This is a genomic window from Olsenella profusa (genome assembly GCF_016900315.1).
Lineage (GTDB): Bacteria > Actinomycetota > Coriobacteriia > Coriobacteriales > Atopobiaceae > Thermophilibacter > Thermophilibacter profusus_A.
Map to the genome: position 1 here is coordinate 156,077 of NZ_JACSNQ010000002.1, position 15,290 is coordinate 171,366.

A 15,290-nucleotide genomic window follows, 5' to 3' on the forward strand; every position below is an offset into this window, starting at 1 on the left:
GAGGGGCAACCCTCCCGGAGTGACTCCCGCGCCAGAGCCCGGCCCCGCACCGTCGCCCACGCACCCCGCGAGCGTCAGGCACAGGGCGGCGAGCCCCGCCGACAAGAACGTGCGACGTGTGAACTGTGGCACCTCGTCCCCCCTCTGAGCTCCGGGGCCGACGCGCGGCCGGCCCCGGGTCCTTCTCGCCGGGCGCTAGAAGTCGGCGTTGCCGACGGTGCGCGGGTGCGGGATGACGTCACGAATGTTGTCGACGCCGGTGAGGTACATCACCAGGCGCTCGAAGCCCAGGCCGAAGCCCGCGTGCTTGCAGCCGCCGTAGCGACGCAGGTCGAGGTAGTACTTGTACTGGTCCGCCTCCATGCCGAGCTCGGCGATGCGGCGCTCCAGCACGTCGAGGCGCTCCTCGCGCTGCGAGCCGCCCACGATCTCGCCGATGCCCGGGACCAGGCAGTCCGCCGCCGCCACGGTCTTGCCGTCATCGTTCATGCGCATGTAGAAGGCCTTAATCGCCGCGGGGTAGTCCGTGACGAAGGTCGGGCGGCGGAAGTGCTCCTCGGTGAGGAAGCGCTCGTGCTCGGTCTGCAGGTCGCAGCCCCAGTCAACCGGGTACTCGAAGACGTGGCCGCCCTCCTGGGCCTCCTGGAGGATCTTGATGGCGTCGGTGTAGCTGACGCGCGCAAAGTCCGAGGTGGCCACGTGCGTGAGGCGCTCCACGAGGCCCTTGTCGACGAACTTGTTGAAGAACTCCATCTCGTCCGGGCAGCGCTCCATCACGTAGTTGATCACGTACTTGAGCATGGCCTCGGCGCAGTCCATGTCACCCTCGAGGTCGCAGAAGGCCATCTCGGGCTCGACCATCCAGAACTCGGCCGCGTGACGGCGCGTGTTGGAGTTCTCGGCGCGGAAGGTGGGGCCAAAGGTGTAGACGTCGCCGAAGGAGAGCGCGAAGTTCTCCGCCTGGAGCTGGCCTGAGACGGTGAGGTTGGCCGGGCGGCCGAAGAAGTCCTGGGACCAGTCCACGTGGCCGTCCTCGGTGCGCGGCGGGTTCTCCATGTCCAGCGTGGTCACGCGGAACATCTCGCCGGCGCCCTCGGCGTCCGAGGTGGTGATGATCGGCGTGTTCACGTAGACGAAGCCGCGCTCCTGGAAGAAGCTGTGGATGGCGTAGGCGGCCACGGAGCGCACGCGGAAGACCGCGCGGAAGAGGTTGGTGCGGCTGCGGAGGTGCTGCTGGGTGCGCAGGAACTCGCGGGTCTGGCGCTTCTTCTGCATGGGGTAGTCCGGCGCGGAGGCGCCCTCCACGCAGATGGAGCTCGCCTGCAGCTCAAAGGGCTGCGGGCGCTCCGGCGTGAGCATGAGCGTGCCCGTGACCGAGAGCGCCGAGCCCACGCCCGTGGCGGCGATCTCGTCGTAGTTGGCGAGCTCGTCGCGCTTCATGACCACCTGCAGGTCCTTAAAGCAGGAGCCGTCGTTGAGCATGACGAAGCCGAAGTTCTTCATGTCACGGACCGAGCGGACCCAGCCTGCCACGGTCACGGTAGTGCCGCCGAGCTGGTCGGCGTCGGCAAAGAGCTGTGAGATGTGCGTGCGTTCCACGGGTGTCCCTCCGAGGTTCTTCTCGCCTGATTTAGCCCGTCTAACTCTACCGCAACAGACCCGCTAGAATCTTGTCTCAGCAAGCCACGACAGGGAGCGCCCCCGGAAGGAGCCACATGGAAGCCTACAAGCGCGAGTTCATCAACTTCATGGTGGAGAGCAACGTCCTCAAGTTCGGCGACTTCACGCTCAAGAGCGGCCGCAAGTCCCCGTTCTTCATGAACGCGGGCGCCTACGTCACCGGAAGCCAGCTCAAGCGCCTCGGCGAGTACTACGCCCACGCCATCCACGACAACTTCGGCCTGGACTTCGACGTGCTCTTCGGGCCCGCGTACAAGGGCATCCCGCTGGCCGTGGTCACCGCCATCGCCCTGCACGACCTCTACGGCAAGGAGGTTCGCTACTGCTCGGACCGCAAGGAGGCCAAGGACCACGGCGCGGACAAGGGCGGCTTTCTGGGCGCGGCGCTGGCCGACGGCGACCGCGTGGTGATGATCGAGGACGTGACCACCTCGGGCAAGTCCATCGACGAGACCTACCCCAAGGTGACGGGCGCGGCCAACGTGGAGGTCAAGGGGCTCATCGTCTCGCTGAACCGCATGGAGGTCGGCAAGGGCGGCAAGGTGACCGCCCAGGAGGAGATCCAGGAGCGGTACGGCTTCCCCGTGGCGAGCATCGTCACGATGGCCGACGTGGTGGAGGTGCTCGACGGGACCGTCATCACGCCCGAGCTGCGCGCGGCGATCGACGCGTACTACGACCAGTACGGCGTGAAGTAGCGAGAAGAACGTGAGGGTGCGGGTGCACCCCGCGCCCGGCGCCGCGTCCGGCGACGCCCGGCGCCCCCACTAGTCGTCCACGAACCCCACGCGGTAGCTCGAGAAGACCACGGCGCCCTCGTCCTGCGTGGCATCGAGGTCCACGTCGCCCCAGATGCCGAAGTCGCGGTCGTCGTCGGAGTCGCGGAAGATCTGGTGGACGTGCCAGACGTGCGCGCCCTTCTCGTCTGACTCGTCGATCGTGTAGTAGGCGGAGCTGCGGGCGTCCCCATCCAGCACGATCTCCTCGTGCTCCTCGTAGAAGCGGTCCAGGGCGCGCCGCCACACCGGCGCGCGCCAGCCCCACTCGGCATCCAGCCTGCCGAGCGCGTCCACGTCGTCGAAGGCGGCCAGCCGCACGCGGGCGAAGAGCGCGTTGCGCACGAGCAGCGTGAGCGCCCGGCGGTCGCGCACCACCTCGTCGGGGGCGGGAGGCGCGGCGTCGAGGCCCTCCGAGGAGCCCTCGCCCGCCGCGGACCACTCGTCCACGAGCGAGGAGTCCACCGTGCGCACCACGAGCCCCAGCCAGGAGACGATGTCGGTCAGCCGCTCGTCGCGCTTGCCCACGGGCACGGTGCGGTCGAGCGCGCGGTAGGCCTCGGAGAGGTAGCGCAGCAGCAGCCCCTCCGAGCGCGCGATGTTGTAGCGGCCCACGTACTCCTTGAAGTCGCTCGCGGTCTCCACCATGTCGCGCAGGACGGACTTGGGCGAGAGCGAAAAGTCGCGTGCCCACGGGACCTTCTCGCAGTACTCGGCAAAGGCGGCGTCCAGCAGCTCCTCGAGCGGCTTGGGCCACGTGACCTCCTGCAGGCGCTCGATGCGCTCGTCGTACTCCACGCCGTCGGCCTTCATCTCGGCCATCGCGCGGTCGCGCGCGGCGCGCTGCTGGGCGCGCAGGATCTGCCACGGGTCCTCGAGCGTGGCCTCCACCATGGAGATGACGTCGAGCGCGTAGGTCTCGGACGCCGGGTCAAGAAGCTCGAGCGCCGCCAGCAGGAACGGCGAGAGCGGCTGGTCGAGCGCGAAGTCGTCCGGCAGGTCCACCGTGGTGGACCACGTGGCCTCGCCGTCCGGCCCCTCCTCGCGCGTCACCACGCCCGCGTCCATGAGCGTGGCGAAGATCTCCTCCGCGCGCGTGGCCAGCGCCGCCTTCTCCTCGGCCGGCTGGGCCGAGTCCTCGATGAGCCGGTGCACGCGCGCCCAGGCGTCACCGCCCTGCTCCACCTCCGCGAGCACCATCGAGTGCGTGATCTTCATGCGCGGCCGCAGCGGCTCGGGCACCGCCGCCACGAGCCGCTCGAAGGTCTGCTTGTTCCAGCCCACGAAGCCCTCGGGCGGCTTCTTCGTCTTGATCTTGCGCGCCTTCTTGGGGTCGCCGCCGGCCTTGGCGAGCGCGCGGGCGTTCTCGATGTCGTACTCGGTGGCCTCGGCGATGACGTGGCCCTCCGTGTCGAAGCCGGCGCGCCCCGCGCGGCCCACGATCTGGTGGAACTCGCGGGCGTTGAGGTGGCGCATCCGGCGGCCGTCGAACTTGGAGAGCGCCGTGAGCACCACGGTGTGGATGGGCACGTTGATGCCCACCCCCAGCGTGTCCGTGCCGCAGATCACCGGCAGGAGCCCCTGCTGCGCGAGCTTCTCCACCAGCAGCCGGTAGCGCGGCAGCATGCCCGCGTGGTGCACGCCCACGCCGCAGCCCAGCAGGCGCTGCAGCGTCTTGCCGAAGGTGGTGGTGAAGCGCGTGCCGCGGATGGCCTCCTTGATGGCCTCGCGCTGCTCCTTGGTGGAGACGCCGTAGCTCGCGAGGCTCTGCGCGCTTGCCAGGGCCGCGTCCTGCGAGAAGTGCACCACGTAGAGCGGCGCCTCGCCCGCGCGCAGCGCCAGCTCCACCGTCCCCTCCAGCGCCGTGTCCACGAACTCATAGGAGAGCGGCACCGGCCGCGGGGCGTCGGCGATCGTGTCCACCGTGCGCCCGCCCGTGTGCTCGGAGAGCGCCGCGGCGATGGCGGAGGTGTCGCCGAGCGTGGCGCTCATCAGCAGGAACTGCACGTGCGGCAGCGTGAGCAGCGGAACCTGCCAGGCCCAGCCGCGGTCCGGGTCCGCGTAGAAGTGGAACTCGTCCATCGCCACGCAGCCCACGTCGCAGGCGTCGCCCTCGCGCAGGGCCTGGTTGGCGAGGATCTCCGCCGTGCAGCAGATGATCGGCGCGCCCGCGTTTATCGCCGCGTCGCCCGTGATCATGCCCACGTTCTCCCGGCCGAAGAGCTCCACGAGGTCAAAGAACTTCTCGCTGACCAGGGCCTTGATGGGGGCGGTGTAGTAGGCGCGGCGGTCGCAGCACACGCTCATGAAGCACATGCCCAGGGCCACCATCGACTTGCCCGAGCCCGTGGGCGTGCCCAGGATCAGGTGGTCGCCGGCGGCCAGGGACAGCAGCGCCTCCTCCTGGTGCGGCCAGAGCTCGATCCCGCGCGACTCCACCCAGCCGAGGAAGAGGTCGAGCGCGGCCTCGGCGCCTATGTTGGGGTAGGTCTCGTCGTCGGGCCAGGGGATGAGCCGCCCCAGCGAGCCGGGCGCGTTGGGCCCCTCGTCGACGACCTGCGCCTCCTCCGGCGCGGGTCGGACCTCGTCGTTCTTCTCGGCGCGCGGGGCGCTCGTGTGTGTCATGCGGCTCTCCTTGGGTCTGTCGGCCCCTCATTCTACCGCGCCCGGCACAAACGGCACCTCGCGCAGAACGTGTCGAAAAACCGCCCGGTTGCGCCAGACTCACCGCGGCGCGCGACCGGCAGGATATGCTTGCGTCAGAAAGAGAGAACGGAAGCGCACTCCCACCTCCTGGCTGCGCCCCCTCCCCCTCCTTTCCCCGGCTCGGCCGGCGCGGACGTTCTCTCCCCTGCATCGAGAGGCCCGGGCGCTCAAGGCCCGGGCCTCCCTGCTGTCTTTGGGCAGCGCGCGCTGCCGGTTGCGCCGCCCCGCGCGCGCCTCAGGCCGCGCCCCGTGCCGAGGCGGCCCCATCCCTTACGATTCTCTGACAAGAAGAGCCTCTGGCGAGAAGAACCACGGGGAAGGGACCATCATGCACAAGTCGCTCACCAGGCGCGGCGCATTGGCGCTGGCCGGGCTTGCCGCCGCGGGCGCCGCGCTCGGGACCGTCGGCTGCGACACCGGGGCGGGCACGGACGCCGCGGAGGGCGCGGCGAGCACGCTGGCGGGCATCGAGCCCGTGGGGGACACCACCGGCTGGGACACCACCTACTACCCAGGCGCCTACGCCTCCGCCGAGGAGGCCCGCGCCGCCGGCGAGCAGGTGGCCGAGCAGGTGGAGGCCGGCGGCATCGTGCTGCTTGCCAACGACGGGACGCTCCCGCTCGCGCCCGGCACGGCCGTGAGCCTGCTGGGGCGCGGCGCGGTGGACGTGGTCTACGGCGGCACCGGCGCGGCGCTCGTCGACACCTCGCGCGCCGTCAGCCTGCGCCAGGCCTGCGAGGACGCCGGCCTGGCCGTGAACGCAACGGCGTGGGACTGGCTCTCCTCCGTGGCGGCGAACTACCCGCGCGCCACCGTGGGCGCGCTCGACAAGCCGGAGACCGTCTCCCACTACCTCGGCGAGGTGCCGTGGTCGACCTACCCGGAGGAGGTGCGCGCCTCGCTTGCCGGCACGGTCGGCGTGGTGGTGCTCTCCCGCCCCAGCGGCGAGGGGGCCGACCTCTCCCAGGACCTTCTCGCCAGCCTTGAGTCCGGGGTGTCCGAGACCTTCCTGCCCAACGCGGAGACCGAGCGCTACGAGCCGGGCCAGCACCAGCTGGAGCTCTGCGCGGAGGAGCGCGAGCTGCTGGCGGCGGCGCGGCAGGCCTGCGACGCGCTGGTGGTGCTGCTCAACGTGGCCACCACGATGGAGGTGGGGCCCCTCGTGGAGCCGGGCGGGGAGCTCGAGGCGGACGCGCTGCTTGAGGTTGGCTTCCCGGGCACGGTGGGGCTGCGCTCGGTAGCGCGCGTGCTCACCGGCGAGCTCAACCCCTCGGGGCGGACCTGCGACCTCTGGGCGGCCGACCTCGCGGCCACGCCGAGCTTTGCCAACTTCGGCAACCACACCTACCCCGACGTCACCGACTACTACACCTCGATCGGCTCCGGCGCGCACTACGTGGAGTACGAGGAGGGCATCTACGTGGGGTACCGCTACTACGAGACGGCCGCCGCGGAGGCCGCAGCCGGCACCTACCCCGGCTTCGACTACGACTCCGCGGTGACGTTCCCGTTTGGCTTCGGCCTCTCCTACACGAGCTTCACGCGCGAGCTCCTGGGCGTGTCGCTTGACGGCGAGAAGGGCCTGGCCACCGTGCGGGTGACCAACACCGGAGACGTGGCCGGGCGCGACGTCGTGCAGCTCTACGGCACGGCCCCGCGCACGGAGGGCGTCGAGAAGAGCGCCGTGGTGCTGCTGGCCTTTGCCAAGACCGAGGAGCTCGCGCTCGGCGCCTCGCAGGACGTGGAGCTCTCGTTCTCGACGCGCCAGCTGGCCAGCTGGCACAGCGACCGCGGGGCGTGGGTGCTCGACGCGGGCACCTACGAGGTGAGCCTGCGCACGGACTCGCACACGCCGGTGGGGACGTGGCAGACCGACCTTGCCGAGACGACCTTTGACACGGACTCGGCCACCGGAGCGCCCGTGGCCAACCGCTTCGACGACGTGACAGCCTACGTCGAGCAGCACTGCACGCCGCTCAGCCGCTTCGACTTTGCCGGGACGTTCCCGGAGCGCTCCGAGGACCGCACGGCGGCCTCGGTGGGCGTGGTGCTTGAGGAGTACGACGCGATGGCCCACGTGAACCCCGACGACGAGATGCCCACGACGCGGGCGGACAACGGGCTCGCCCTCATCGACCTGCGCGGCCTTCCCTACGACGACCCGCTCTGGGAGCCCCTGCTCGACCAGCTGCACCCCAACGTCATGAACCTCATCCTCAACAACCACAGCTACGGGAGCGACTCGGTGCCCTCCGTGGGCAAGCCCGCGACCCGCGAGGGGGACGGCCCGGCCGGCGTCGCCGTGTACGTGAGCGACGCGGGACACTGCGGCTACCCGAGCGAGTACCTCGTGGCGCAGAGCTGGGACGCGGACCTGGTGCGCTCGATGGGCGAGGCCATCGGCGACGAGCTGCTCGTGGCGGGCCTCAGCGGGTGGTGCGCCCCGGCCATGAACTGCCACCGCTCCCCCTTCGGCGGGCGCACCTTCGAGTACTACTCGGAGGACCCGCTGCTGGCGGGGACGCTTGCCGCCGCGGCCGTGGAGGGCGCCTTCACGCGCGGAATCTACGCGCAGATGAAGCACTTCGTCCTCAACGACCAGGACACCAACCGCTGCGCGCACCTGCTCACCTGGGCCAGCGAGCAGGCCATCCGGGAGATCTACGCGCGCCCGTTCGAAATCGTTGTCAAGACCGCGCGCGGGAGCGTCCCCTACCTCGACGCGTCCACCGGCGAGCGCGCCGAGCGCGAGGTGAGCGCCGCCAAGGCGGTGATGAGCTCCTACAACTACGTGGGCGCCACGTGGGCGGGCGGCTGCCACGCGCTCTGCACGGAGCTGCTGCGCGACGAGTGGGGCTTTGACGGCTACGTGATCTCCGACTGGTCCCTCTACGACTACACGGACAAGAACCAGGCATTCTACGCGGGCACGGACGTCAACTTCACCTCTATCGCCACGACCGGCGAGATGGCGGACGCGGAGAGCGCCACCGCGGTGAGGGCCATGCGCCAGGCCATGCACCGCTACCTCTACGCCATCGCCAACTCCAACGCGATGAACGGGCAGGCACCCGCGATGCGCGGGGTATACCAGTAAGGGGCGCCGCAGCAGGGCGCGCCGGGGACGCCGCGCCCCCGTCGGGAGCCGCGCGGCCACGTGAAAGGAGCATCATGACCGACTTCCTACAGCTCGCGCAGAGCCGCTACTCCTGCCGCGCCTTCACCGACCAGCCCGTCGAGCCCAGCAAGGTCGACGTGCTGCTGGAGGCCGCCGTCGCCGCCCCGACCGCCGTGGACAGGCAGCCGTGGCACGCGTGGGTGGTCCAGAGCCCGGAGGCCGCCGAGCGCCTCGCAGCGTGCACGCGCTTCAGCTTTGGCGCCAAGACGTTCGTCGTGGTGGGCGCCAGGCCGGAGGAGGCGTGGGTGCGCAAGTACGACAACCGCAACTTCGCCGACGTCGACGCGAGCATCGTAGCCACCCACGTCATGCTTGCGGCACACGACCTGGGGCTCGGCACCACGTGGGTGGGCCACTTCGACGCCCCTGCCCTCGCCGAGGCGTTCCCGGAGATGGCGGGCTACGACCTCATCGCCATCTTCCCGCTCGGCTACCCCGCGCCCGGCCCGGAGGGCGGCCCCTCCGCGCGCCACACCGAGCGCCGGGCGCAAGACGAGCTCGTCACGCGCCTCTAGAGGGCGCCGGGACGAGCGCGAGGCTCTTCTCGCCAGCCCTGGCACTGAAGCGAAGACGGGGGCGGGTGCCGCGGCACCCGCCCCGATGAGGTTCGGCCCTCTTGTCGGCCTCCTCGCCCCTACTGGACCTCGACGCCGCCCACGAAGGTCGTGGCGAGCGTCATGTCCGCGTTGAACACGGTGAGGTCGGCGTCACGGCCCGGCAGGATCTTGCCGAAACGGTCGTCCACGCGGGCGGAGCGGGCCGCCACCTCGGAGGCCATGCGAATGGCCTGCTCGGCGGTCACGATCTGCCAGTCCACCATGTTCTTGACGCCCTGGGCGAGCGTCAGCACCGAGCCCGCGATGGAGCCGGTGGTGCCGTCCTCGTTGCGGAGGTAGCACAGGCCATCCCTGAGGACGACGGGCAGGCCGCCGGACATGTAGTCCCCGTCAGGCAGGCCGCCGCAGCCCAGGCAGTCCGTGATGAGCACCGTGTGATCCCAGCCCTTGGCGTCCACGAGCGCCTTGATCGCGGCGGGCACCACGTGACGGCCGTCGCAGATGACCTCCGCGTAGGTGCCGTTGGTGGTCATGGCGGTGCCCGTCACGCCGGGGTCGCGGTGGTGCAGGCCGCGCTGCCCGTTGTAGGTGTGCACGAAGCAGGTGGCGCCGGCGTTCACGGCGGCGAGCGCCTCGTCGTAGTGGGCGTCGGAGTGGCCGATGGCGGTCACCACGCCCCGGGCGGCCAGCGCCGCGCAGTAGGCGCAGGCGCCGTAGCGCTCCGCGGCCAGCGCACTCTTGACGATGCGCCCGTCCGCGGCCTCCTGCCAGCGGTCGAAGAGCTCGACGCTCGGGTCGATGAGGTAGGCGGGGTTCTGCGCGCCCACGTGGGCGCCGGTGAAGAACGGGCCCTCCAGGTAGATGCCCGCGATGCGCGCGCCGAGGAAGTCCTCGCCGCGGCCCTCGTCGGCGGCCGCGATGGCGGCGCAGGAGTCGACGAGCTGGTCGACGGACTCGGTGAAGGTGGTGGGCAGCCAGGCCGTGGTGCCGCGGCGGGCGAGCTCGGCGCTCGAGGCGTTGATGCTCTCGGCGGTGCGGTCGGTGGTGGCGTGGCCGAAGAAGCCGTGGATGTGCGTGTCCACGAGGCCCGGGCCGACCACGCAGCCGGTGAGGTCGCGCACCTCGACGCCCTCGGGCGCCTCGGCCGACCACGTCCCGAACTTCCCGTCCTCGACGGCGAGGTAGCCGCCCTGCATGGTGGCCCCCGGCAGCACGAACCGGTCGGCCTTGATGGCAAAGGTTCTCATGTCTGCTCCTTAGCGGGTCGTCGAGCCGACGGGGACGGGCCCCGCTGGCTCATGGCGCCCTAGAACGGGTGGATGGTCACGCCCTTGACGACGCGGTTGACGGTGCCCGTGGGGCTCGGCGTGTCGGGCGTGTTGCCCACGCGCACGGAGTTGAGCAGGGACACCACCTGCGCCACCATCACAAACGGCAGCGCGAGATAGGCCTCGGGCAGGGCCTCCTGGCCGGTGAGGGTGAACGTCTCCCCCTCGAAGAGGGTGCCGGCGTCCTGCTGCACGGCGACGGTCTTGAGCGCGATCTCGTCGCCGGCGATCTCGTTCAGGATGTCGAGGTCGTACTGGCGGGTGTAAGCGTCGTTGTTCACAAAGACAAAGACGAGGGTCTTCTCGTCCACGAAGCTCTTGGGCCCGTGGCGATACCCCATGCAGCTGTCCCAGGAGGTGGCGGTGAGGCCGTGGGCGAGCTCGAGGATCTTGAGCTGCGCCTCCTGCGCCAGGCCCACGAAGGCACCCGAGCCGAGGTAGGTCACGCGGTCGAACTCGCTTGCCAGGAAGCCGGCGACCTCGTCCTCGCGGGCGATGACGTCACGGCCGAGGGCGGCCGCGGCGCGCACCCAGGCGAGCTTCTGCTCGTCGGAGGCGGGGTCAAAGATGAGGGTGGAGAGTAGCGCCATGCAGGAGTAGCTGCCGGTCATGGCAAAGCCCTTGTCGTTGGCGCGCGGGATGAGCAGCGTGAGCGAGTCCGCGTCCCCCTGGGCCTCCACGGCGAGCCTGCCCTCGGGGGCGCAGGTGATGTTGAGGAACTTGACGTCCTTCACGTAGCTGCGGGCGATCTTGACCGCCGCGAGGCTCTCCGGGCTGTTGCCGGAGCGGGCGAAGGAGACGAAGACCGTGGGGTCGTCCGGGCACAGGAAGTCGCGCGGGGCGGACACGATATCGGTGGTGGCTACCGGGCAGAAGTCGTAGGCGTCGGTGTCGCCCACGCGGCGCAGGTAGGGGGCCACGGTGTCGCCCACGTAGTCTGAGGTGCCGGCGCCGGCAAAGACCACCTTCACCCGCTTGTCGGACATCGCGTGCGCCTCGGCGAGAAACGCCTCGATGGCGTCCTTGTTGTCCTGGTAGATCTGGAAGGTGTCCTCCCAGAGGTCGGGCTGCTGGGCGATCTCGGCCGTGGTGATGTCGGCGCCGAGGGCCTTGAGCTCCTCCTGGCTCTTCTCGAACATGGGGCTTCCTTTCTGTGAAGGCTTGTCTATGTGCGCCCGCCTCCGGGCTCACCCGGGGCTAGGGCAGGCGCTGGTGGACGACCTTGTACTTGAACTGGTCGGCGCGCGCGACGGAGAGGGTGTACTCGATGATCTCGTTGCTCGTGTTGTAGGTGGTGCGGACGAGGTCGAGCACGGGGTCCCCCTCGGCAATCCCGAGCAGGTGGGCGTCGGCGGTGCGCGCCACGCTGGCGAAGAACTCCTCCTCGGCCAGACGGATCTTCTCGTGGTAGACGCTCTCGATGATCTCGTAGAGCGGCATGCTGTCGAGCAGCGGGCGCTTGAGGGTGAGGAACTTGCGAACCGGCAGGTAGGTCTTCTCCACCATCATGGGGACGCCGTCCGCCGCGCGCAGGCGCTTGAGCTTGAACAGGCGGTCCCCCGGGCGCACGCCCATGCGCTCGGCGAGCTGCTTGTCCGCATCAAACTCCGAGAACTCCAGGATCGTGGTCTCGGGCACGCGCCCCATCGAGCGCATCTGCTCGGTGAAGCTGTACTGCTGGGAGAGGTTGGTCGCCTGGGCGGAGCGGTCCGCCACGAAGGTCCCCCGCCCGTGCTGGCGCACCACCATGCCCAGCCGCTCGAGCTCCTGCAGGGCCAGGCGCACCGTGGTGCGCGAGAGCCCGTAGCGCTCGGAGAGCTCGCGCTCGGAGGGCATGAGGTCCCCGGGACGGTACTCCTGCTCGATCTTCTCGGTCAGAATGTCGACCAGCTGGTCGTAGAGCGGCTGTCGCCGCGCCCCGGGCCTCATCATGTCGCCTCCCCTCTCGCCGTGGCGTCGCAACGCCCGGCCTGCTCCTCCCCGCGCGCGGCGGGAACGCTACATCTCGTCGTCGTCATCCTCGTCGTCAGAGGCGCCGCCCTCGAGTGTCATGTGGCAGACGCCCTCCTTGCCCACGGCCACGGCCTCCTCAACCAGCTCGTCGAGGGTGGAGCTGTCCGAGCGGGCCATCACAAGGTCGATAAGCATGGGGAGGTTGGTGCCAGCCACCACGGACACGTTGTCGACGGCGCCCGTGATCATCATGGACTGGTTGAAGGGGGTGCCGCCCATGAGGTCACAGAAGACGAGCACGCCCTCGCTCTGGGCGCGCATCCCCTCCACGGCCGCGCGGAGAGTGTCGCCGTACTCGCCGGCGTGCTCCTCCTCAAAGGGAACGATCTCGAAGGCGTCCTGGGGTCCCGCAATCATGTCGACCGCGCTCTTGAGGCCGGTCGAGAAGTGCCCGTGGCCCGTGAGGATGTAACCGATCATCTCGAAAGCTCCCTTCATCGTCTTTCTCGGTCCGAGAAAGCTTTTAGCAACTGGTAGTTACCAGCTTGTCTATGTTCATTGTACTGTCGGGACTGACGCAACCTAGGCTGTAAGCTGGGATTTGTTTGTTTTCGTCAGTTCTTCAAATCGCCGCTTGTACTGCTTTGCGTAGCCCTTGTCGCCCTTGTTGGCATACTGCTTCCACAGGAGGAAGCAGAGCTTGCCCTGAAGGGCCGGGTTCTTCTCCTTCGCGAGCATCTGCTCCATCTGAGGGATGTACTCGCACTTCTTGGAGAAGACGATGTCGTAGGTGAGCTGGCAGTCGTTTACGACGGCCGGGTCTGCGTCCTTGAGGACCCTGAGCTGGGCGAGGAGCTCCTTGGCGCGGTCCTTGTCGCCAATCTGCGTGAAGTAGTTGAAGGCAATGGGCAGGAGCTGGGCACGACGTCGAGGGGAGTTGCGCATGCGGACCAGCAGCTCGATCATGCGGGTGGCCATCTCCTCGTCATCGCTTGCCTGATAGCAGAGGAAGCGAAGGTAGTACTGACGATACGTCGTCAGCGTCACGCGCGCGGGGATGGCGTTCAGGGTCTCGAGGGCCTGGTCGTAGTGGCCCGTGTTGAAGAAGCCCTCGAACCTTGCCTCGTAGTAGCGGCGAAAGCCCTCCGAGGCGATGAAGTACACGACGATAAGCACGAGAAACGCAATAACGCCAGGTTCCACGACCTTGCCTTTCTACGGAGAACGGGCGCGCATCTCGGGAGATAGGGCGGGAACCGCGTGGTCCCGAGCCGTGAGATGCGCACCCGCTCGATCAAAGGTGCTTGTGGTGACGCCCGGCCCGAGGCCGGGCGTCACGAAGCGCGGGCTTAGCCCTTGGCGACCCAGCCGAGGCCGCCGAGCACGATGCCCAGGATCAGGACGACGATGATCGCCTTGGTCGAGGTCATGCCCTTCTTACCGAGCAGCCAGTACACGAAGCCAACAAGCGCTGCCGGGACGAGCTTGGGGCAGATCATGTTGCAGATGTGCTGGAGGTCGATGTTAACGCCACCGAGGTCGATCGGGGCGGAGATCACGATGCCCACGTTGGTGGAGACAAGGGCGCCGACCATGAAGACGCCCATGACCGTGGCGGCGTCCGTGATGGCGTTGAGCTTGTCGGACATCGTAGTGACGAGCTTCATGCCCTGCTCGTAGGCGATGTAGGTCTGCTTGCAGCGGAACCAGTCGACCACGACGTTGACGGCGATCCAGATGAAGATGCCGATGGGGTTGCCCTGCATGGCCATGTTGGCGGCGAGGGCGCCGAAGATCGTCGGGAGCAGCGAGCCGAAGATGGAGTCGCCGATGGAGGCGAGCGGGCCCATAAGGCCGGTCTTCAGCGAGGCGACAGTCTCGAGGCTCTCGAGACCATCGTTCTCCTCGAGGGCGAGGTCGATGCCCGTGATGATCGTGTTGAGGAAGTTCGAGGTGTTGAAGAACGGCGAGCACTGGGTACGGCAGGCGGTCTTCAGGGCCTCGGTGTTGTCCCCGTAGATCTTGCGAAGCTGCGGCAGGATAATCCAGAGGTAACCGGAGTGCTGCATGCGCTCATAGTTCCAGCCAGCCTGGAAACCAACGAGGTTGCGGCGGTTGATCTGCTGGAAGTCCGCCTTGGTAAGCTTGTAACCGGTGGTCTTAGAGCTCATCGTCGTCATCTCCCTCCGCACCAGAGGCGATCGCGGCGGTGGGGACGGCCTGGCCCTGCTTGTAGTAGATGTAGGCAAGGGCAAAGCCGATGAGGGCGATCGTCAGCATGGACAGGCCGTTGTAGTCGCCGCCGAGGATCTCGACGCCAGAGGCGGCCGCGGTCGTCGCGAGGTCGCCGGCAACGCCGGAGATGCTCGTGAAGGCGGTGCCCAGGAGGGCGGCGATCACGAAGCCGAGAATCAGGTAGGCAACGTGCTTCTTGACGGGCAGGTAGCGGAGCAGGATGGCAAAGCCGACCGCGGGAAGCATTCCGCCGGCAACGGTGAGGCCAGCGCCAAGCCAGGCGAGGTCGCCGTTAAGGGCGGCGGTGATAGCGTCGACCAGGCCCTGGCCGAAGGCGAGGGCGAGGAAGACCGGGATCATACGGGACAGGCACCAGGAGACCGCACCCATCCAGTAGTGAACGTTGTAGGAGCCCCAGTTCATCTTCTCGACGTCGGCGTCGCAGGCGTGACCCCAGAAGGTGTTGGCCATACGACCGAGGATGTCGGTGTAGACGAGGATGGCTGCCACAGGCACGCCAAGGGCGGCGAGCGCCTGCTCAGGATCCATTCCGGAGCTCACGGCGAACGCCGTGGCGATCAGGGTGCCGGAGTTGGCGTCAATGCGGGAGGCACCGCCGAAGGTGCCAACACCAAGGATGGTGAGCTGCATGCTGCCGCCGATGAAAAGACCAGTTGCCATGTCGCCCATGATGAGGCCCGTAATAAAACCGGAGAACACAGCGGAGCCGGCGCTGGAGTACCAGTGCAGCTCGTCCATGATTTGGAAGCCCGCATAGAGCGTAAGCAGAAGAATCTGCCACCACTGAATCATGGTTCTTTCCTCCTTCTAACGACTCGAACGTTACGTACCGATCACGCTATGTCGCCGCGGTGCA

At 68.5% G+C, this 15,290-nt stretch carries 12 protein-coding genes; 3 read left to right on the forward strand and 9 right to left on the reverse strand.

Annotation, left to right across the window (positions count from 1 at the left end):
- Positions 1-195: 195 nt before the first annotated feature.
- Positions 196-1,599, reverse strand: a complete 1,404-nt coding sequence (asnS, locus tag H9X80_RS01895) for an asparagine--tRNA ligase (RefSeq protein WP_204792665.1) — start codon at positions 1,597-1,599, stop codon at positions 196-198.
- Between the two features lie 116 nt (positions 1,600-1,715).
- Between asnS and pyrE the strand changes: the two genes are divergently transcribed.
- Positions 1,716-2,378 carry an orotate phosphoribosyltransferase gene (gene pyrE / locus H9X80_RS01900; protein ID WP_204792666.1) on the forward strand — a complete coding sequence of 221 codons (663 nt, stop codon included), beginning with the start codon at positions 1,716-1,718 and terminating at the stop codon, positions 2,376-2,378.
- Positions 2,379-2,447: 69 nt separating this feature from the next.
- Here the strand turns inward: pyrE and H9X80_RS01905 are convergent, their stop codons facing one another.
- Positions 2,448-5,081 (reverse strand): DEAD/DEAH box helicase, encoded by a 2,634-nt coding sequence (locus H9X80_RS01905; protein WP_204792667.1) that lies wholly within the window; start codon positions 5,079-5,081, stop codon positions 2,448-2,450.
- Between the two features lie 409 nt (positions 5,082-5,490).
- Between H9X80_RS01905 and H9X80_RS01910 the strand changes: the two genes are divergently transcribed.
- Positions 5,491-8,259: a glycoside hydrolase family 3 C-terminal domain-containing protein gene (locus H9X80_RS01910; RefSeq protein ID WP_204792668.1), complete on the forward strand. Its 2,769-nt coding sequence runs from the start codon at positions 5,491-5,493 to the stop codon at positions 8,257-8,259.
- A gap of 74 nt (positions 8,260-8,333) precedes the next feature.
- Positions 8,334-8,855, forward strand: coding sequence for a nitroreductase family protein (locus H9X80_RS01915; protein ID WP_204792669.1), 522 nt, complete (start codon positions 8,334-8,336; stop codon positions 8,853-8,855).
- A gap of 119 nt (positions 8,856-8,974) precedes the next feature.
- Here H9X80_RS01915 and nagA read toward each other — a convergent pair whose 3' ends face one another.
- The 7 genes from nagA to H9X80_RS01950 all read right to left on the reverse strand — a co-directional run bounded on the left by nagA (position 8,975) and on the right by H9X80_RS01950 (position 15,226).
- Positions 8,975-10,144 carry an N-acetylglucosamine-6-phosphate deacetylase gene (gene nagA, locus H9X80_RS01920; protein WP_204792670.1) on the reverse strand — a complete coding sequence of 390 codons (1,170 nt, stop codon included), beginning with the start codon at positions 10,142-10,144 and terminating at the stop codon, positions 8,975-8,977.
- Positions 10,145-10,203: 59 nt separating this feature from the next.
- Positions 10,204-11,364, reverse strand: coding sequence for an SIS domain-containing protein (gene agaS / locus H9X80_RS01925; RefSeq protein WP_204792671.1), 1,161 nt, complete (start codon positions 11,362-11,364; stop codon positions 10,204-10,206).
- A 58-nt stretch (positions 11,365-11,422) separates the two neighbouring features.
- Positions 11,423-12,154, reverse strand: a complete 732-nt coding sequence (locus H9X80_RS01930) for a GntR family transcriptional regulator (protein WP_204792746.1) — start codon at positions 12,152-12,154, stop codon at positions 11,423-11,425.
- A 69-nt stretch (positions 12,155-12,223) separates the two neighbouring features.
- Positions 12,224-12,658: a PTS sugar transporter subunit IIA gene (locus tag H9X80_RS01935; RefSeq protein ID WP_204792672.1), complete on the reverse strand. Its 435-nt coding sequence runs from the start codon at positions 12,656-12,658 to the stop codon at positions 12,224-12,226.
- 102 nt (positions 12,659-12,760) lie between these two features.
- Positions 12,761-13,381, reverse strand: coding sequence for a hypothetical protein (locus H9X80_RS01940; protein ID WP_204792673.1), 621 nt, complete (start codon positions 13,379-13,381; stop codon positions 12,761-12,763).
- A gap of 146 nt (positions 13,382-13,527) precedes the next feature.
- The gene (locus H9X80_RS01945; protein ID WP_204792674.1) at positions 13,528-14,358 is read right to left on the reverse strand and encodes a PTS system mannose/fructose/sorbose family transporter subunit IID; all 831 of its coding nucleotides are present in this window, start codon (positions 14,356-14,358) and stop codon (positions 13,528-13,530) included.
- On the reverse strand, positions 14,339-15,226 hold the full coding sequence (locus H9X80_RS01950) for a PTS mannose/fructose/sorbose/N-acetylgalactosamine transporter subunit IIC (RefSeq protein ID WP_204792675.1): 888 nt from the start codon (positions 15,224-15,226) through the stop codon (positions 14,339-14,341). Before H9X80_RS01950 ends, H9X80_RS01945 begins: the two co-directional genes overlap by 20 nt.
- Between the last annotated feature and the right edge of the window lie 64 nt (positions 15,227-15,290).